The sequence below is a fragment of the Caballeronia glebae genome, assembly GCF_001545035.1.
Lineage (GTDB): Bacteria > Pseudomonadota > Gammaproteobacteria > Burkholderiales > Burkholderiaceae > Caballeronia > Caballeronia glebae.
Window position 1 is genome coordinate 13,577 of the sequence record NZ_FCOJ02000076.1, and the last position, 18,250, is coordinate 31,826.

Below are 18,250 nucleotides of genomic sequence, written 5' to 3' on the forward strand. Positions count from 1 at the left end.
CAGGTGGCTCCGCGAAGCACGGCGCGCGGCTTGCGGTCTGCTTGCAGCCTCGCTCTTACGACCGACGCCGCAAGCTATGATGGGACTCCTGCAGAAACGTCCGACCCGCTGGAGGTCGCAAAATGAAAACCGCAACGCTCAACTGGAAATTGCTGCCGTGCCTGGCCGGGGTCGCGCTCGTCGCCGGCTGCATGATGGATCCGCCCGGCCCCGCGCCGATCTATAGCCGCCTGCCCGACGCACAGCCCGCGCCGCAAGAGACGCTCACGCCGCAGCAGCAGATGGACCGCTACAACGCCATCGACAGACAGGCGCTGAACGAATCTCAGCAGTCCGCCGCCGCAGGCAATGCGGCGAAAACGATGTCGCAGTTCTACGCGCCCATGCCGGTTTCGGTCTACGGCGGCTATTCGAGCGGTGGCTGGGGCGGCCCGTCCTGGGGCACCGGCGTCGGATTCGGCACCGGGTGGTGATCGAAGCAGCAATCCTCCGCAGAAACAAAAATGGCGTAGTCGATGACCGCGCCATTTTTTCGCCCAGATCGGGAAAGCCAGCGTCTTACCGCGCCGCGCCTTCCTGCTGCTTCTTCTTCGCTTCCGCCGCTTTTTCCTTCTGCGCCTTCTTGTCCAGATCGCGCAACTCCTGCTTCGAGCGCGACACGGGATTGGGCACCACGCGCAGCGGCGCCGCCGAAACCTGACCGCGTGTCGAGCCGTTCATGCCCGGCACGTTCGCGGAATTGACGGGCGCGTTCGAATTCGGCGAGACGAACTGCACGAACACCTCGCTGTCCTTCACCATGCCCATCTCGTAGCGCGCGCGCTCTTCCACGGCGGCCGTGCCGTTTTGCAGATCCTGCACTTCACCCTGGACGCGCTCGTTGCGCAATCTCAGGTTCGTGTTCTTCTCCGTCTGCTGCACGAGTTGCTGCTGCAAGTCATGCACGCGCAACCAGCCGCCGTGTCCCCACCAGAGCGGGTATTGGATCAGCACAAGCAACAGAAGCAGAACGACAGTTACGAGCCGCATTCAAGTAGCCGAAATAAGCGCCGCCCCGCGGCGAAAAAGCCAAGGGCGGCGGGCTTCAAAAGATGACTTAATGTCCTTATCGACTAAAGCGGCGAAAGCTTTAGCGCAAGTTGTAAAACGCCGACTTGCCCGGGTAGCTCGCGATATCGCCGAGATCTTCCTCGATGCGCAGCAACTGGTTGTACTTCGAGATGCGATCGCTGCGCGAGAGCGAGCCCGTCTTGATCTGGCCGGCATTCAGACCGACCGCGATATCCGCGATGGTCGAATCTTCCGTCTCGCCCGAACGGTGCGAGATCACCGCCGTGTAGCCCGCGCGCTTGGCCATTTCGATAGCCGCGAAAGTTTCCGTCAGCGTGCCGATCTGGTTGATCTTGATGAGGATCGAGTTCGCGATGCCCTTCTCGATGCCTTCCTTCAGGATGCGCGTGTTGGTCACGAAGAGATCGTCGCCGACCAGTTGGATCTTCTTGCCGAGCTTGTCGGTCAGCGTCTTCCAGCCTTCCCAGTCGCTTTCGTGCATGCCGTCTTCGATCGACACGATCGGGAACTTGTCGGCCAGCGTGGCGAGGTAATCCGCGAATTCGCTCGACGACAGTTGCAGACCCTCGCCCGCGAGCTGGTACTTGCCGTCGTGATAGAACTCGCTCGCCGCGCAGTCGAGCGCGAGCAGCACGTCTTCGCCCGCGCGATAGCCGGCTTTCTCGATGGCTTGCAGAATCGTCGACAGGCACTCGTCGTTGCTGCCGAAGTTCGGCGCGAAGCCGCCTTCGTCGCCGACTGCCGTGCTCATGCCGCGGTCGGCCAGGATCTTCTTCAGCGCGTGGAACACTTCCGCGCCGCAACGCAGCGCTTCGCGGAAGGTCGGCTGGCTCACCGGCACGATCATGAATTCCTGGATGTCCAGGCTGTTGTTCGCGTGCGCGCCGCCGTTGACGATGTTCATCATCGGCACCGGAAGCTGCATCGCGCCTGAACCGCCGAAGTAACGGTACAGAGGCAGGCCGGCTTCTTCGGCCGCGGCCTTCGCGACCGCCATCGACACGGCGAGCATCGCGTTCGCGCCGAGGCGCGACTTGTTGTCGGTGCCGTCGAGTTCGAGCAGGGTCTTGTCGAGGAAAGCCTGTTCCGAGGCGTCGAGGCCCATGATGGCTTCGGAAATCTCGGTGTTGATGTGTTCGACGGCCTTCAGCACGCCCTTGCCGCCGTAGCGGCCTGCTTCGCCGTCGCGCAATTCGATGGCCTCGCGCGAGCCCGTGGATGCGCCCGAAGGCACCGCCGCGCGGCCCATCGTGCCCGATTCGAGCAACACGTCGCATTCGACGGTCGGATTGCCTCGCGAATCGAGAATCTCGCGGCCGATGATATCTACGATAGCACTCATGGTTTCCTCAAGAAATGACGATGAATTCTGTCAGTCACAACGAAGCGCGCCGCCTGTTTTTACACTTCGATACACGCCGCGCGCACGCTTCACTGGCTTCGCTCAGACCGATTCGATGAACACCGGGTTCAGCTCCGGCGCAACGAGCGGTCGTTTCGGGATCGAATCGGATTCGATCCGCATCGCTTTCGTGGGGAGCGGGCGTTGGTTCCGCCGATTGCGGCCATCGCGCCGATGCGTTGCACGCTCCTCCGCTGCCCGGATCACGCCAGGCGCTCTACTTCCGCGACACGGGCGCCGATCAGGACGCCCGCGCCGTACTGCATGTGCCGCCGATGCTCAGCTGAAATCGTTCTCAAGGAACGGACCGCTCTTCACCGCGCGATCGATCGTGATGAGCGTCGACAGCAGCGCTTCCATGTGATGCAGCGGCACCGCATTCGGGCCGTCCGACTTCGCGCAGGCCGGGTCCGGATGCGTCTCCATGAAGAGACCGGCCACGCCTGTCGCGACCGCCGCGCGCGCCAGGACCGGCACGAATTCGCGCTGACCGCCCGAGCTCGTGCCCTGCCCGCCCGGCAACTGCACCGAATGGGTCGCGTCGAACACGACCGGCGCGTTGGTTTCGCGCATGATCGCGAGCGAGCGCATGTCGGACACGAGGTTGTTATAGCCAAACGACACGCCGCGCTCACACGCCATGAAGCGGTCTTCCGACAAACCTGCTTCGCGCGCGGCGTCGCGCGCCTTGTCGATCACGTTCTTCATGTCGTGCGGCGCGAGAAACTGGCCCTTCTTGATGTTGACCGGTTTGCCCGAACGCGCGCACGCGTGGATGAAGTCGGTCTGACGGCACAGGAACGCGGGCGTCTGCAGCACGTCCACGACCGATGCGACCGCTTCGATCTCGTGCTCGGCATGCACGTCCGTGAGAACCGGCACGCCGAGCTGCTTCTTCACTTCGCCGAGGATGCGCAGACCTTCGTCCATGCCGAGGCCGCGAAACGACTTGCCCGAACTGCGGTTCGCCTTGTCGTACGACGACTTGTAGATGAACGGCACGCCGAGCTTCTCGGTCATTTCCTTCAGGCGCCCGGCGACGTCGATCGTCATTTGCTCCGACTCCACGACGCACGTGCCCGCGATCAGGAAGAACGGCTTGTCGAGGCCCGCTTCGAAATGACACAGCTTCATGCTTGCGCTCCCGCGGTGGCCTTGGCCGTCGCCTTCACGCCGCCGGCTTCGGCATGCACGCGCGCCGCATCGACGAATGCCTTGAAGAGCGGATGCCCGTCGCGCGGCGTCGAGGTGAATTCGGGGTGGAACTGCACGCCGACGAACCACGGGTGCAGCGACTTCGGCAACTCCATCATCTCTGGCAGATCCTCGCTCGGGGTACGGGCGCTGATGATAAGCCCGCCCGCCTCAAGCTGGGGCACGAAACGGTTATTGACTTCATAACGGTGACGATGACGCTCGTTCACATCGCTGCCGTAAATGCGCTCGGCCATCGTGCCGGGCTTGATCGGGCACTTCTGCGAGCCGAGGCGCATGGTGCCGCCGAGATCCGACTCTTCGCTGCGCTTTTCGACACGGCCCGCGCGGTCGTACCACTCCGTGATGAGCGCGACGACCGGGTTCTTCGTGTCCTGATCGAACTCGGTGCTGTTCGCATCGGCGAGACCCGCGACATCGCGCGCGAATTCGATTACCGCGAGCTGCATGCCGAGGCAGATGCCGAGATACGGCGTCTTGGATTCGCGCGCGTAACGGATCGCCTTGATCTTGCCTTCCGTGCCGCGACGGCCGAAACCGCCCGGCACCAGCACGGCGTCGAGATGCTTGAGCGCCCCGGTGCCTTCGGCCTCGATCTGCTCCGAATCGATGTACTCGATGTTGACCTTGGTCGACGTATGAATGGCCGCGTGACGCAGCGCTTCGATAAGCGACTTGTACGACTCCGTGAGCTCGACGTATTTGCCGACCATGCCGATGGTCACTTCGTGCTTCGGATTTTCGAGCTTCTGGACGAGGTTCGACCACATCGCCAGATCGGCCGGCGGCGGCGCGAGTTTCAGCGCTTCGCAGACGATGTCGTCGAGGTGCTGGTCGTTGAGCATCTGCGGAATCTTGTAGATGCTGTCCGCGTCCCACACGGAAATGACCGCGTCTTCGGGCACGTTCGAGAACATGGAGATCTTGGCGCGCTCGTCGTCGGGAATGGGACGATCGGCGCGGCACAGCAGCACGTTCGGATAGATACCGATTTCGCGCAGCTTCTGCACGCTGTGCTGCGTGGGCTTGGTCTTCAGTTCGCCGGCGGTCGCGATGAACGGCACGAGCGTGAGGTGCACGAAGCAGGCGCTGTTGCGGCCCATGCGCAGGCTCATCTGGCGCGCGGCTTCGAGGAACGGCAGCGATTCGATGTCGCCCACGGTGCCGCCGACTTCCACGATCGCCACGTCCGGCTGGCCGCACGTCGCCGCTGCGGCGCCGCGCTCCACGAATGCCTGGATTTCGTTGGTGATGTGCGGAATGACCTGCACCGTCTTGCCGAGATACTCGCCGCGGCGTTCCTTGCGGATAACCGATTCGTAGATCTGGCCGGTGGTGAAGTTGTTGGCCTTGCGCATCTTCGTGCTGATGAAGCGCTCGTAGTGGCCGAGGTCGAGGTCGGTCTCCGCGCCGTCTTCCGTCACGAACACTTCCCCGTGCTGGAACGGGCTCATCGTGCCGGGATCGACGTTGATGTAGGGATCGAGCTTGAGGAGAGTGACTTTGAGACCGCGCGATTCGAGGATCGCGGCGAGAGAGGCGGCGGCAATACCCTTGCCAAGGGACGAAACTACGCCGCCGGTGACGAATACATATTTGGTCATCGCTAGATGCTCGCGGGAAAAACGGATTATACCGTAAAGGCCGATTCCCACGAAGCGCGCACGGCGCGGAAATTGACTACAAATACGCGCATTTCGGCGTCATTTTTGCGGAACGTGGCGTTGTGCGTTCGTCAAGTCCCGCACGCGTGTTCGTGCCTTGCTCGTGCCTGCTCGTACCCTTTTGCGCGGCTCGTCAGCACGGCGCGGGCATCGACTTGAGCAGGCGCTGCACGGCGCGCGCGGTGTCGATCGGGCGCTCCATCGGAAAGAGATGGCTGCCTTCCATCCATTCGATGCGCGCGCCCGCGATGCGCCGCGTCATAGCGAGCCCGACCTGCCGCACTTCGCGCGAATGCGTGCCCGCGACGAAGCCGACGGGCACCGGCGCGCCGTGCGCGAGCCGCGCGCCGAGCGTGTGCGGCAGCGTGCGATAGATCAGATATTCCACATGACGATCGAATGCGAGCGAACGTGCGCCGTTCGCGTGAGTCTGCGGAATGCCGAAATCGATATAGTCGGACAGCATGCGCTCGTCCCAGCGCGCGAACGCGGGCTTCGACAGAAAATGCCGCCACGCCTCGTCGCGGCTCGCCCACTGCGTGCGGCGCTTTCTGGTCGCGGCGGCGGGCGACAGGCGCTCGTCCAGCCCGGTCCATTGCGTGACGCGCAAGAGACCGCTCTTCCAGCCCGCGATCACCGGCGAATCGAGCATCACGACGCCTTTCACCCATTCCGGGCGCTTCAGCGCCGCCATCAGCGACAAATAACCGCCGAGCGAATGCCCGACGAGCCACACCTTCGGGTGATCCACGTCGGCTTCGCGCCGGTAGCGGCTCATGTCGTCGATGAGCTGATCGACGAGATACGGCCAGTCGCGCGTCACCGGAAAGCGCGCGTCATGGCCGATGCGCTCGATGCCGCGAACTTCGTATTCGTCGGAAAGCTCCGCGAAGATCGTGCGATACGTCGACGCCGGAAAACCGTTCGCGTGCGAGAAATGGATGATGTCTTTCAAGCGTGTCCCTTTTCTTTAGCGCGCCATCCAGTAGCGCGCGTGGCTTTGCCGGTAGCGCTCGAAGGTGATCTGCGAACCGATTTCGACCCGCGCCGCGCCGTCTTCGTCGCTGCGCGAAAGCACGATGTCGCGCATCTGGTAGCGCGCGAAGACGGTTGGATGCGGATGGTGAAAGCGGTTGCGATAGCCTACCTGAAATATCGCCGCAAACGGCCCGACAGAATCGAGGAAAGGCTCGGTGGACGAGGTGCGGCTGCCGTGATGCGGCACGATCAGCACGTCCGCGCGCAACACGGCGGGATCGCGCGCGATGAGCATGCGCTCGACGTCCGCTTCGATGTCGGCCGCGAACAGCGCGGAGCGCCCCGCCGCGTTCGTCACCTTGAGCACGCACGATTGTTGATTCGGCTTGCCCGATAGCGGCCCCGGCTGCGGCCACAGCATCTGAAAATCGACGCCGTCCCACGTCCAGCGCTGTCCGGCCGCGCAGCGCAGCGTGGGCGCGCCGCGTGCGTGCGCATCGGCCCACAACGCATCTTGCGCGGGCAGCGACGCGAGCAATTGCCGCACGGCGATGGCTTGCAGCACGGCCGACGCGCCGCCCGCGTGATCCGAATCGGAATGGCTGATGACGAGCGCGTCGAGCGTGCGCACGCCCGCGGCCTGCAGATACGGCACGACGATCCGCTCGCCCGCATGCGTCGATTCCGGACCGGGACCGGCGTCGAAAAGCAAGGTGTGCCGCGCCGTTTCGACGACGAGCGCCGAGCCCTGCCCGATATCGAGCGCGGTGACGCGAAACGCGCCAACGGGCGCGGGATGCATCGCGGGCGCGAGAAGCGGCAGCCACGTCAGCGGCGCGGCGAAGCGCAACGGCCAGCCGCGCGGCGCGAGCGCCCATGCGACGCCGACGCACGACGCCGCGAGCGCAAACGCGCCCGGCCGAGGCAAGAGCCAGAGCGACGTCGGCGCGGCATGCGCGAGGCGCGCGAGCAGATCGCAGAGCGTGGACAACGCGGCGTGCGCGACGTGCAGCATCGGCGCATCGAGCGGCGCGGGCAGCAGCAGACCCGCGAGCGTCGCGGGCGTCACTAAAACGCTGATCCACGGAATCGCGAACGCGTTCGCGAGCGGACCGAGCAGCGGAATCTGCGAGAACCAGTAGACGGTGAGCGGCGCGAGCGCGATCGTCACCGCGTACTGCACCCGCGCGCTCGACGCGACGTGACGCCGCACGCGCGCCGCGAACCGCGAGACGATCGCGAGCGGCCTGCGCTTCGTCACGTGCGCCGGCCGCTGCCCGACTTCGCTCGGATCGACGCGATCCCATTCATCGACGTCATCGTGATCGTCCATCTGCGCCCGCGACGCGCTGCGCCCCGTCGCCGCAATCGCGTGCAGAATCGCCGCCACCGCGCAGAACGACAGCCAGAATCCCGGCGCGCTCACCGCCCACGGATCGGCGATCAGCACGAACGTAAGCGCCCAAAGCAGCACGAGCGACGACACCGGCCGTCGTCCGCCGAGAAACGCGAGCGCGACGATCAGCAGCATCCACAGCGTGCGTTGCGCGGGCACGTTGAATCCGGCGAGCGCGGCGTAACACGCGGCGAAAACGACCGCGCCGAGCGCCGCCACTTGCGGCGCGGCCGCGATCAACGGCGCCGGCACGCCTCGCAAGCGCAGGCGTTTCCACAAGAAACCGGCGATCAACGCGGCCAGTCCGGCAACGAAACCGATATGCAAGCCCGATATCGCGACGAGATGACTCGTGCCGGTCGCGCGCATGACGGCCCAGTCGGCATCGCTGACGGCGTCCTGCGCGCCCACCGCGAGCGCGACGATGATCCCGCGATGCGGCGCATCTCCAAGCACGGCTTCGATGCGATCTCGTGCGCGCCCCCGCAGACGATCGATCGTCAGACGTGGGCCCGCCGCATCGACCTTCAGACGGCGCGGTGCACGCGCGGCCGATACATAACCGGTCGCGCGAATGCCGCGTTCGAGCAGTGTCACTTCGGCGTCGCGCAGACCGAAGTTCGCGTTGGCGTGCGCGCGCTTGAGCCGCGCGCTCAGCGTCCATCGCTCGCCTGCCCGAAGGCGCGCGGCGCCATCGCCGGACATCCAGAGTAATCGCACGAGGCACGGAAAATCATGCAATCGCGCGGCGTTCGCTTCGACTTCGAACACGAAGCGCGTGCCGTCGGCCCGTTGCTCGGGCAGCCCGCGCACGAAGCCCGTCAGTTCGATGTCGCGCTGCTCGTACTCGACGGGCAATTGCTCGCGCAGCCGAACGTCGGCGCGCATCGCCGAATATGCGAAACCCAGCGCGCAAGCCGCAACCGCGAAGCTCGCGATACGCGCGCGCGGCTGCATCGCGCCGAGCGTCGCCGCAAGGAGGAACGCCGCGCAGCAAGCGGCCCACGCGATGCCGTCCGGCAAGCGAGCCTGCTGCTGCAACCCGAACACACCCAATGCAAATCCCAGCAGAATCGCCCGCACTTCTTCCTCTTTCTTCGTCACGGCAAACGCACGCGCCCGGGACAAAGTCCGGAGCAGCCGATGCGTCGATCGAACCGATTATGAAGAGGCGAGCGCGAGCCTGGGGAGCGCCGCGTGAGCGTTAGCCGTTGTGCCTAGGCTAAGCGTGTTTTCGTCGATGCCGCGCAGTTGCGCGAGCACTTGCGCGATGCGCGCGACCTGATCCGGCGTATTGCGCGCCTTGTAGCGCCATGACGGCGCGATGTCGGGCGCGTCGGTTTCGAGCACGATCGCGTCGAGCGGAAGCCCACTCGCGAGCCGGCGAATCTGCAGCGCGCGCTCGAACGTGAGATTGCCGCCAAAGCCAAGATGCATGCCCTGCGCGATGAACGCCTCGGCCTGCTGGAAACTTCCGTTGAACGCGTGCGCGATGCCGCGATGAACGTCATGCACGCGCAAGCCCTTCAGCACCTTGTCCTGCGACTTGCGCACGTGGCAGATGACAGGCAGATCGAACTCGCGCGCGAGCTTCAGTTGTTCGTTGTAGAAGAACTGCTGGCGCGCGTCGTCGAGTGTCGGCACGAAGTAATCCAGCCCGATCTCGCCGATACCGACGAAGCGCGGATCGTCCATGCTGGCTTCGATTTCCTCGCGCAGCACGCGCAAGTCGTCATCCCGCGCGCCCGGCGTGAAAAGCGGATGAATGCCGAGCGCATACGCGCCGCCTTCGATGCGATGCGCGAGCGCGCGCACCGTTTCGAAGTTGAAGCGCCCGACACCCGGAATCACGATGCGCGCGACGCCCGCATCGAGCGCCGCATCGGCGACGGCGTCGCGGTCGGCATCGAACTCGCCGGCATCGAGATGACAATGCGTATCGATCCACATGACGCCTCCCGGACGAGGAACGCGTTATACCGGCACAACCGGCTCTTCGTGCAGCACGCCGTCGCGCAGGCGCATGATGCGGTCGCAGCGCGCGGCGAGATCGGGATCGTGCGTGACGATCACGAAGCTCGTTTCAAGAGTCTGCGACAGCTCCAGCATCAGGTTGAAGACGGTATCGGCGGTGCCGCCGTCGAGATTGCCGGTGGGCTCGTCGGCGAGCACGCACGCGGGATGCGTGACGAGCGCGCGCGCGATCGCCACACGCTGACGCTCGCCACCCGACAATTCGCCCGGCCGATGCTTCGCGCGATGTCCGATGCCCACGCGTTCGAGCATGACCTGCGCTTCCTTGCGCGCGTCGTCCTCGGGCATGCGGCGGATGCGCAGCGGCATCGCGACGTTATCGAGCGCCGTGAATTCCGGCAGCAAATGATGGAACTGATACACGAAGCCGAGCGCACGATTGCGCAACTCGTTGCGCTCCTTTTCCTTCAGCTCGGTGAACGGCTTGCCGAGCAGCGAGACCTTGCCCGCGCTCGGTTCGTCGAGGCCGCCGAGCACGTGCAGCAGCGTGCTTTTGCCCGAGCCCGATGCGCCGACGATCGCGAGCTTTTCGCCCTTCATCACGTCGAGTTGCGCGTTGTTGAGCACCTGCACGTTGAAGCCGCCCTGCACGAACGCCTTCGAAATGGCCGATGCCTGCAGCACGATGTTGTTGGCCGGAATCAGATCACTCATAGCGCAGCGCCTCCGCCGGACGAACCTTCGCGCCGCGCCAGCTCGGATAGAGCGTCGCGAGCGAAGACAACACGAATGCAATGACGCCGATCTTGGCGACATCGCCCGGCACCAGCTCCGACGGCAGTTCGCTGATGAAATACACCGAAGACGGCAGGAACTGGACGTTGAAGAGGTGCTCGATCATGGGCACGAGCCATGGAATGCTCCACGCGATTAGACAGCCGAGGGTCACGCCGAGCGCCGTGCCGATAAAGCCGATCGTCACGCCCTGCACCACGAAAATCTTCATGATCGAGCCGGGCTGCGCGCCGAGCGTGCGCAAAATGGCGATATCGGCCTGCTTGTCGGTGACGGTCATCACGAGCGACGACACGAGATTGAACGCCGCCACCGCGATGATCAGCGTGAGGATGATGAACATCATGCGCTTTTCGATCTGCACGGCGGAGAACCACGTCTTGTTCTGCTGCGTCCAGTCGCGGATATAGAGATCGCCCGAGAGCGTGCGCGCGAGCTGGCGCGCGACTTCCGGCGCGCGCTGCATGTCTTTCAGGCGCAGGCGCACGCCGGTCGGCGCGGTGAGGCGAAAGAGCGCTTCGGCGTCGCGTATCTCGATGAGCGCGAGCGTCGAATCGTATTCGTAGTGGCCCGATTCGAAGATGCCCACCACGGTGAACTGCTTCAGGCGCGGCATCATGCCCGCGGGCGTAATGGTGCCTTCGGGCGCGACGAGCGTGATCTTGTCGCCCTTCATCACGCCGAGATTGCCCGCGAGATCCTTGCCGAGCACGATGCCGAATCCGCCTGGCACGAGGTCCGTGAGCTTGCCCGCGCGCATATCGCGGCCGATGTCCGACACTTCCGGCTCAAGCGACGGCTCCACGCCGCGCAGCGCGACGCCGCTCACGGCGCCCTGACGCGTGAGCAACGCCTGCGCCTCGACATAAGGCGCGGCGCCGACCACTTCGGGATTGCGGCGCGCTTCCTGCGCGGTCAGTTGCCAGTTGGGCATGGCGCCCGCCGGCGAGAAGATTTCGACGTGCGCGAGCACCGACAGCATGCGGTCGCGCACTTCCTTCTGGAAGCCGTTCATGACCGACAGCACGACGATCAGCGCCGCGACGCCGAGCGCGATGCCTGCCATCGAAACGAGCGCGATGAAGGAGATGAAGCCGTTGCCTGTGGTGCGTTTGCTGGCGCGTGTGTAGCGCCAGCCGATCTGCCATTCGTACGGAAGTTTCAAGCGATTCCTTTCTGCTGCTGTTCCAGCGTTGTTGAGTCCGGTGACGCAAATTTGCGAAAGTTTGCCATACATGGCGCGAACGGGACGACGGCAAACGCCGAAAGCCGCGCGGTCTCCCGCTCAGCGCAAGCTCACGCGGCACCACTGATAGATATAGACGCCCTTTCCGATGCCCGAGCGGCGGCGCTCGCACGATGCCGTATCCAGCGCGAAGCCATTACGTTCGAATGCCGGCGCCGCCCGCTCGACCAGCGAACGATTTTCGGCATCAATATCGCGAACGTCGTCGGCGCGCAGATCGAGATGACAGCGTTTCGGGCCGGCGGCATCGTCGTGGTAACTCGCGCGCAGGCGCAGACGATCGACCGCCCAGCGCAGCGCGCCGCAGCCGCGCGCGCCGGAGGTCAGGCCGAGACTGTCGAGAATCGCGTTCGCGCGCGCGAGAGTGTCGATGCGCCCGTTGTAACTGCCATCGATGACGGCGAACGCGGGACCACCGCCACGAAGCGCGTGAGCAGCCGATTGCCGAAGCGATGACCCAGCCGGTAAGCCTCGCGCTCATCCGAACGGCGCGCCCCGACGACCATGTCGAGGCCGTTCGCCAGCAAGGTCTCGACGAGCGCCGGCGCGGCGCTTGCATCGTAGGTGTCGTCGCCGTCGACGAGCACGTAGACGTCCGCTTCCACGTCCGCGAACATGCGGCGAATCACATTGCCCTTGCCCTGATCGGCGACCTGACGCACCACCGCGCCCGCGCGTCTCGCCGCGCCGGCGGTATCGTCGGACGAGCGATTGTCGAAGACGTAGACCCGCGCGCCCAGGAGCGCCGCAAGAAAGCCCCGCACCACCGTTCCGATCGTAACGGCCTCGTTATAACAGCGCACCAGCACGGCGATGCGCACGTGACCGAAACGCGAAGCGCACGGCGCCGCCATGTCTCGGTGCAAAGGATCGGCCAACGTCCGCTCCATATCGTGTTCGAAGATGAACGGGAACTGCGGAATACGCGATTTTACCTATCGTCGCCACGCCGGGGGCACGCGCCGCATTTCATGCGCGCCGACGCCACCCGTCGCGCCACGCGCTTTGCCCTACAATGCCGAGCATCATGCCCGTTCGACACCTCCATCTCCTGCTGCCGTTCGCCCTGCCCTCGGCTGCGGACGCCGCCACCGCCCTGCACGGCCTGGAGAGCGCGGCGCTCGACAGGCTGCTCGCCCGCGCCACGCTCGAAGAGCGCGTCATCGGCGAGGATTTTCAGCGCACGCTGCCGCACGAACGCTGGATCGCGCGCCGCTTCGGAGCGGTGACACCCGCCGACCAGCGCTATGCCGACGATGCCCCGCTCGCGCCCTTCATGCTGCTCGCCGACGGCGGCACGCCCGGCGATGCGCGCTGGGCGTGCATCGAGCCGGTTCACGTGCGCATCGCGCACGATCATCTCGTGCTCATCGACCCCGACACGCTCGGCGTACACACCGAGGAAGCGCGCGCCCTGCTGCACACCGCGCGACCGGTGATCGAAGAGCTCGGCGTGACGCTGCAAGCGCCGACGCCGTTGCGCTGGTACGTGTCGGGCGAAGCGCTGGGCGCGCTCGCGGGCGCATCGCCGCTGCGCGCGACCGGACGCAACATCGAAATCTGGCTGCCGCACGAAGCGCGCACCGGCGAGCGCTCGCGCGCGTGGATGAAGCTGCAGAACGAAGTGCAGATGGCGTGGTTCGAGCATCCGCTGAACCTGGAACGCGAATCGCGCGGCCTGCCCGCGATCAATTCGATCTGGCTCCACGGACAAGGCGCGATGCGGCCCGTCGAAAGTCCGTTTGCACGCGTGATGTCCAACGCCGCCGCGACGCGCGGTCTCGCGCTGGCCGCCGGTGTGAAGCCGTCGATGCCGCCGGAATCGCTCGCATCGCTCGCATCGCTCTCGCAAGACGACGCGCAAGGCGCGACGCTCGTCGAACTCGACGCGTTCTCCGCGCCGTTCATCGAACAGGACTGGGCGCGCTGGAACGATTCGCTCAAGACACTGGAAAGCGCGTGGTTCGCGCCCGCGCTGCAAGCGCTCGGCGACGGGTCGCTCGGCCGCCTGAGTCTCACGCTTTGCGGCGACACCGGCTCGGTCACGCTCTCGGTCACGCGCTCCGATTTACGCAAGTTCTGGCGGCGCCGTCCGATCGCGGCGCTCTTCATCGAATAAGGCACTTTGCAATGACGCGAATCGTTACGCGCGCCTCTTCTCCCGCCGATGCCGAAGCGCTGACGCGCCACGGTCTGCACCCTGTCATCGCGCGTCTGTACGCGTCGCGCGGCGTGACTTCGCCCGATGAAGTCGAGACCGAATTCAAGCGCCTGCACGCGCCCGCCGGCCTGAAAGGTTGCGACGACGCCGCCGTCGTGCTCGCCGATGCGCTCGCCGCGGGCAAGCGCATGCTCGTCGTCGCGGACTACGACTGCGACGGCGCGACCGCCTGCGCGGTGGCCGTGCGCGGCATGCGAATGTTCGGCGCGGCCATCGATTATCTGGTGCCGAACCGCTTCGAGTACGGCTACGGGCTCACGCCGGAAATCGTCGAACTGGCGTCGCGCTCGAAATCCGGCTTGCCCGATCTGCTCGTTACGGTCGATAACGGCATCGCGAGCGTCGAAGGCGTCGCGGCGGCGAACGCGCTCGGCATCGACGTGCTCGTCACCGACCATCACCTGCCCGGCGACGAACTGCCCGCCGCGCGCGCGATCGTCAACCCGAACCAGCCGGGCTGCGCGTTTCCGAGCAAGTGCATCGCGGGCGTGGGCGTCATGTTCTACGTGCTGCTCGCGTTGCGCGCGGAATTGCGCCGGCGCGGCGCTTACGAAAACGCGCCCGAGCCGCGTTTGGACGGGCTGCTCGATCTCGTCGCGCTCGGCACCGTCGCCGATGTCGTGAAGCTCGACTGCAACAACCGCATTCTCGTCGCGCAGGGTTTGAAGCGGATTCGCTCGGGCCGCATGCAGCCAGGCATCGCCGCGCTCTTTCGCGCCGCCGGCCGCGATGCGCGCGCCGCTTCGGGCTTCGATCTCGGTTTCGCGCTCGGACCGCGCCTGAACGCGGCGGGACGGCTGTCGGACATGTCGCTCGGCATCGAATGCCTGACGACCGACGACATCGGCCGCGCGTGGGAACTCGCGCAGCAACTCGATTCGATGAACCGCGAGCGCCGCGAAATCGAGGCCGGCATGCAGCAGCAGGCGCTCGCCGAGTTGCAGACGATCGATCCGGGCGAGCGCGCGACGCTCACGCTTTACGACGCGAGCTGGCATCAGGGCGTGATCGGCATCGTCGCGGGCCGGCTGAAGGAGCGGTTTCACCGGCCGTCGTTCACGTTCGCGCACGCCGACGACAGCGGCGTGCTCTCCAAGGGCTCCGGCCGCTCGATTCCGGGCTTTCATCTGCGCGACGCCGTCGATCTGATCAGCAAGCGCGAGCCCGGCCTCATCCACAAGTTCGGCGGCCACGCGATGGCCGCGGGCCTGACCATTTCCACCGCCGACATCCCGCGCTTCACCGCCGCGTTCGAAGCGGTCGGACGCGAATGGCTGACGGCCGAAGCGCTTTCGCGCACCGTCGAAACCGACGGCGAACTGGAAGATGCGTATTTCACGCCGCAATTCGTCGAAATGCTCGATGCCGCCGTCTGGGGACAAGGCTTTCCCGCGCCGACCTTTTCCGGCGAGTTCGAAGTCGCGTCGCAGGCGCTCGTGAAAGAGAAGCATCTGAAGCTGTCGCTGCTGCGCGGGCGTCAGCGCTTCAACGCGATCTGGTTCAACCACGTCGATCCGCTGCCGCCGCGCGCGACCGTCGCGTACCGGCTCGTCAGCGATTCGTGGAACGGCGTCGCGCGGGTGCAATTGGTCGTCGAACACGCGGGCTAGGAAGGTCCGGTCCGCGAGGGGAAACCCGGTCAATCGGCTATAATTTCATCTTTTTACGAAGCCGAAGATCGACAATGGAAGCGGAACGTCTCAACGCGATCGAAAGCCTTCTGGCCGACCTGCGCCGCCGCGCGGGCGAGCTACGGGGGTATCTTTGACTACGACGCCAAGTCCGCGCGTCTAGCAGAAGTCAATAAAGTACTCGAAGACCCGAACATCTGGAACGACTCGAAGAACGCCCAGGCGCTCGGTCGTGAAAAGAAGCTGCTCGACGGCGTGGTGTCGACCATCGGCGCGCTCGACAACGATTTGCGCGACGCGAGCGATCTTTTCGAGATGGCGCGCGAGGAAAACGACGAGGACACGCTCGTCGCGTGCGAAGCCGATGCCGATGCGCTGCGCCTGCGCGTCGAGGACATGGAATTCCGCCGGATGTTCTCGAACCCGGCCGATCCGAACAACTGCTTCATCGACATTCAAGCGGGCGCCGGCGGCACCGAAGCGTGCGACTGGGCGTCCATGCTGCTACGCCAGTACCTGCGCTACTGCGAGCGCAAGGGCTTCAAGACCGAAGTGCTCGAAGAATCCGAAGGCGACGTCGCGGGCATCAAGAGCGCGACCATCAAGGTCGAAGGCGAATACGCGTATGGCTATCTGCGCACCGAAACCGGCATTCACCGCCTCGTGCGCAAGTCGCCGTTCGATTCGTCGGGCGGGCGGCACACGTCGTTCTCTTCGGTGTTCGTGTATCCGGAAATCGACGATTCGATCGAGATCGAAATCAATCCGGCCGATATCCGCACGGACACCTACCGCGCATCGGGCGCGGGCGGCCAGCACATCAACAAGACGGACTCCGCCGTGCGTCTGACGCACGCGCCCACGGGCATCGTCGTGCAGTGCCAGAACGACCGCTCGCAGCACCGCAACCGCGCGGAAGCCATGCAGATGCTCAAGGCGCGTCTCTACGAATTCGAGATGCGCAAGCGCCAGGCCGAACAGGACAAGCTCGAATCGAGCAAGACCGACGTGGGCTGGGGCCATCAGATCCGTTCCTACGTGCTCGACCAGAGCCGCGTGAAGGATCTGCGCACCAACGTCGAAATGAGCAACACGCGCGCCGTGCTCGACGGCGATCTCGACGACTTCATCGGCGCGAGCCTGAAACAAGGCGTCTGATCTTCGCCTCGCGCGGATGCCGGCATGGCATCCGCGTTTCGTTTCCATCGCGCGCGCATCACACCGTATCGAAAGCCATCAATCATGACCGAACCGACTCAACCGGGCGCCGCTCCCGAACTGGAAGAGAACCAGATCATCGCCGAGCGACGCGACAAACTGCGTTCGCTGCGCGAGCAAGGCGTCGCCTATCCGAACGATTTCCGCCCGACGCATCAGGCCGCCGCGCTCCAGAGCGACTACGCCGAAACGGATAAAGAGGCGCTCGAAGCCAATCCCCTGCCCGTCGCTATCGCCGGCCGGATGATGCTCAAGCGCGTGATGGGCAAGGCGAGCTTCGCGACGGTTCAGGACGGCAGTGGCCAGATCCAGTTCTTCGTGACGCCCGCCGACGTCGGCGAGCAAACTTACGACGCCTTCAAGAAGTGGGACCTCGGCGACATCATCGCCGCGAAGGGCGTGCTGTTTCGCACGAACAAGGGCGAGCTGTCGGTGCGCTGCACGGAATTGCGGCTGCTCTCGAAGGCGCTGCGCCCGTTGCCGGACAAGTTCCACGGCCTCGCCGATCAGGAAATGCGCTATCGCCAGCGCTACGTCGATCTGATCGTCACGCCGGAATCGCGCAAGACCTTCATGGCGCGCACCAAGGCGGTCACGTCGATCCGCAATTTCATGGCGCAGGCGAGCTTCATGGAAGTCGAAACGCCGATGCTGCACCCGATTCCGGGCGGCGCGGCGGCCAAGCCTTTCACCACGCATCACAACGCGCTCGACATGCAGATGTTCCTGCGCATCGCGCCCGAGCTGTATCTGAAGCGGCTGATCGTCGGCGGCTTCGAGCGCGTGTTCGAGATCAATCGTAACTTCCGGAACGAAGGCGTGTCGCCGCGTCACAACCCGGAATTCACGATGATGGAGTTCTACGCCGCGTACACCGATTACCGCTGGCTGATGGACTTCACCGAGCAACTGATCCGCCAGGCCGCGATCGATTCGCTCGGCACCGCGACCATCATGTATCAGGGACGCGAGCTCGATTTCTCCAAGCCGTTTCATCGTCTGACGATCAATCAGGCCATTCAGAAGTTCGCGCCGCAGTACACCGACGCGCAGTTGTCCGACGCCGCGTTCCTGCGCACGGAACTGAAGAAGTTCGGCGTGGATGCGGCGCAGCCCCAGTTCCTGAATGCGGGTGTCGGTTCGCTGCAACTCGCGCTGTTCGAAGAGACGGCGGAATCGCAGTTGTGGGAGCCGACGTATATCGTCGACTATCCGATCGAAGTGTCGCCGCTCGCGCGCGCATCGGATTCGCAGCCGGGCATCACGGAGCGTTTCGAGTTGTTCATCACCGGCCGCGAGATCGCCAACGGCTTTTCTGAGCTGAACGATCCGGAAGACCAGGCCGCGCGTTTCCAGAAGCAGGTCGATCAAAAGGATGCCGGCGACGAGGAAGCGATGTACTTCGACGCCGATTACATTCGCGCGCTCGAACACGGCAT

At 65.0% G+C, this 18,250-nt stretch carries 14 protein-coding genes and 1 pseudogene; 5 read left to right on the forward strand and 10 right to left on the reverse strand.

Features of this window, described 5'->3' with window-relative positions; genetic code table 11:
• The first annotated feature begins 122 nt into the window (after nt 1-122).
• Nucleotides 123-473: a hypothetical protein gene (locus tag AWB82_RS32475; protein WP_086973403.1), complete on the forward strand. Its 351-nt coding sequence runs from the start codon at nt 123-125 to the stop codon at nt 471-473.
• Nucleotides 474-558: 85 nt separating this feature from the next.
• Here the strand turns inward: AWB82_RS32475 and ftsB are convergent, their stop codons facing one another.
• From ftsB to AWB82_RS32525, 10 genes and pseudogenes are all read right to left on the reverse strand, one after another.
• Nucleotides 559-1,029 (reverse strand): cell division protein FtsB, encoded by a 471-nt coding sequence (gene ftsB, locus AWB82_RS32480; RefSeq protein ID WP_086973404.1) that lies wholly within the window; start codon nt 1,027-1,029, stop codon nt 559-561.
• A gap of 100 nt (nt 1,030-1,129) precedes the next feature.
• Nucleotides 1,130-2,413 (reverse strand): phosphopyruvate hydratase, encoded by a 1,284-nt coding sequence (gene eno / locus AWB82_RS32485; RefSeq protein ID WP_086973405.1) that lies wholly within the window; start codon nt 2,411-2,413, stop codon nt 1,130-1,132.
• A gap of 339 nt (nt 2,414-2,752) precedes the next feature.
• Nucleotides 2,753-3,607: a 3-deoxy-8-phosphooctulonate synthase gene (gene kdsA, locus AWB82_RS32490; RefSeq protein WP_086973406.1), complete on the reverse strand. Its 855-nt coding sequence runs from the start codon at nt 3,605-3,607 to the stop codon at nt 2,753-2,755.
• Nucleotides 3,604-5,292, reverse strand: a complete 1,689-nt coding sequence (locus AWB82_RS32495) for a CTP synthase (protein ID WP_086973407.1) — start codon at nt 5,290-5,292, stop codon at nt 3,604-3,606. Before AWB82_RS32495 ends, kdsA begins: the two co-directional genes overlap by 4 nt.
• Before the next feature lie 193 nt (nt 5,293-5,485).
• Nucleotides 5,486-6,307 carry an alpha/beta fold hydrolase gene (locus AWB82_RS32500; protein WP_086973408.1) on the reverse strand — a complete coding sequence of 274 codons (822 nt, stop codon included), beginning with the start codon at nt 6,305-6,307 and terminating at the stop codon, nt 5,486-5,488.
• A 15-nt stretch (nt 6,308-6,322) separates the two neighbouring features.
• Nucleotides 6,323-8,809 carry a DNA internalization-related competence protein ComEC/Rec2 gene (locus AWB82_RS32505; RefSeq protein WP_200818248.1) on the reverse strand — a complete coding sequence of 829 codons (2,487 nt, stop codon included), beginning with the start codon at nt 8,807-8,809 and terminating at the stop codon, nt 6,323-6,325.
• A 78-nt stretch (nt 8,810-8,887) separates the two neighbouring features.
• Nucleotides 8,888-9,676: a TatD family hydrolase gene (locus AWB82_RS32510; RefSeq protein ID WP_086973409.1), complete on the reverse strand. Its 789-nt coding sequence runs from the start codon at nt 9,674-9,676 to the stop codon at nt 8,888-8,890.
• A 24-nt stretch (nt 9,677-9,700) separates the two neighbouring features.
• Nucleotides 9,701-10,414, reverse strand: coding sequence for a lipoprotein-releasing ABC transporter ATP-binding protein LolD (lolD, locus tag AWB82_RS32515; protein WP_086973410.1), 714 nt, complete (start codon nt 10,412-10,414; stop codon nt 9,701-9,703).
• Nucleotides 10,407-11,660 carry a lipoprotein-releasing ABC transporter permease subunit gene (locus AWB82_RS32520; protein ID WP_086973411.1) on the reverse strand — a complete coding sequence of 418 codons (1,254 nt, stop codon included), beginning with the start codon at nt 11,658-11,660 and terminating at the stop codon, nt 10,407-10,409. The genes lolD and AWB82_RS32520 overlap by 8 nt, the downstream gene beginning before the upstream one ends.
• Before the next feature lie 491 nt (nt 11,661-12,151).
• Nucleotides 12,152-12,595: pseudogene (locus tag AWB82_RS32525) on the reverse strand (glycosyltransferase); the annotation flags it as partial.
• A 161-nt stretch (nt 12,596-12,756) separates the two neighbouring features.
• On the opposite strand from AWB82_RS32525, the gene AWB82_RS32530 reads away from it, so the two are divergent.
• From AWB82_RS32530 to lysS, 4 genes are all read left to right on the forward strand, one after another.
• Nucleotides 12,757-13,860: a regulator gene (locus AWB82_RS32530; protein WP_086973413.1), complete on the forward strand. Its 1,104-nt coding sequence runs from the start codon at nt 12,757-12,759 to the stop codon at nt 13,858-13,860.
• An 11-nt stretch (nt 13,861-13,871) separates the two neighbouring features.
• Complete coding sequence (recJ, locus tag AWB82_RS32535; RefSeq protein WP_086973414.1) at nt 13,872-15,572, forward strand: single-stranded-DNA-specific exonuclease RecJ; 1,701 nt, start codon at nt 13,872-13,874, stop codon at nt 15,570-15,572.
• A 74-nt stretch (nt 15,573-15,646) separates the two neighbouring features.
• A protein-coding gene (gene prfB / locus AWB82_RS37805) for a peptide chain release factor 2 (protein ID WP_096031477.1) occupies nt 15,647-16,751 on the forward strand; the annotation gives its coding sequence in 2 pieces (ribosomal slippage) (nt 15,647-15,727 and nt 15,729-16,751; 1,104 coding nt in all).
• 84 nt (nt 16,752-16,835) lie between these two features.
• Nucleotides 16,836-18,250, forward strand: a 1,415-nt coding sequence (lysS, locus tag AWB82_RS32545; RefSeq protein ID WP_086973416.1) for a lysine--tRNA ligase, incomplete at its 3' end; no start/stop codon positions are given.

Bases quoted from the DNA above. Each gene is read 5' to 3' on its own strand.
- AWB82_RS32475 (WP_086973403.1), top strand. From the start codon at position 123: ATGAAAACCGCAACGCTCAACTGGAAATTGCTGCCGTGCCTGGCCGGG.
- ftsB (WP_086973404.1), bottom strand. From the start codon at position 1,029: ATGCGGCTCGTAACTGTCGTTCTGCTTCTGTTGCTTGTGCTGATCCAA.
- eno (WP_086973405.1), bottom strand. From the start codon at position 2,413: ATGAGTGCTATCGTAGATATCATCGGCCGCGAGATTCTCGATTCGCGA.
- kdsA (WP_086973406.1), bottom strand. From the start codon at position 3,607: ATGAAGCTGTGTCATTTCGAAGCGGGCCTCGACAAGCCGTTCTTCCTG.
- AWB82_RS32495 (WP_086973407.1), bottom strand. From the start codon at position 5,292: ATGACCAAATATGTATTCGTCACCGGCGGCGTAGTTTCGTCCCTTGGC.
- AWB82_RS32510 (WP_086973409.1), bottom strand. From the start codon at position 9,676: ATGTGGATCGATACGCATTGTCATCTCGATGCCGGCGAGTTCGATGCC.
- lolD (WP_086973410.1), bottom strand. From the start codon at position 10,414: ATGAGTGATCTGATTCCGGCCAACAACATCGTGCTGCAGGCATCGGCC.
- AWB82_RS32530 (WP_086973413.1), top strand. From the start codon at position 12,757: ATGCCGAGCATCATGCCCGTTCGACACCTCCATCTCCTGCTGCCGTTC.
- recJ (WP_086973414.1), top strand. From the start codon at position 13,872: ATGACGCGAATCGTTACGCGCGCCTCTTCTCCCGCCGATGCCGAAGCG.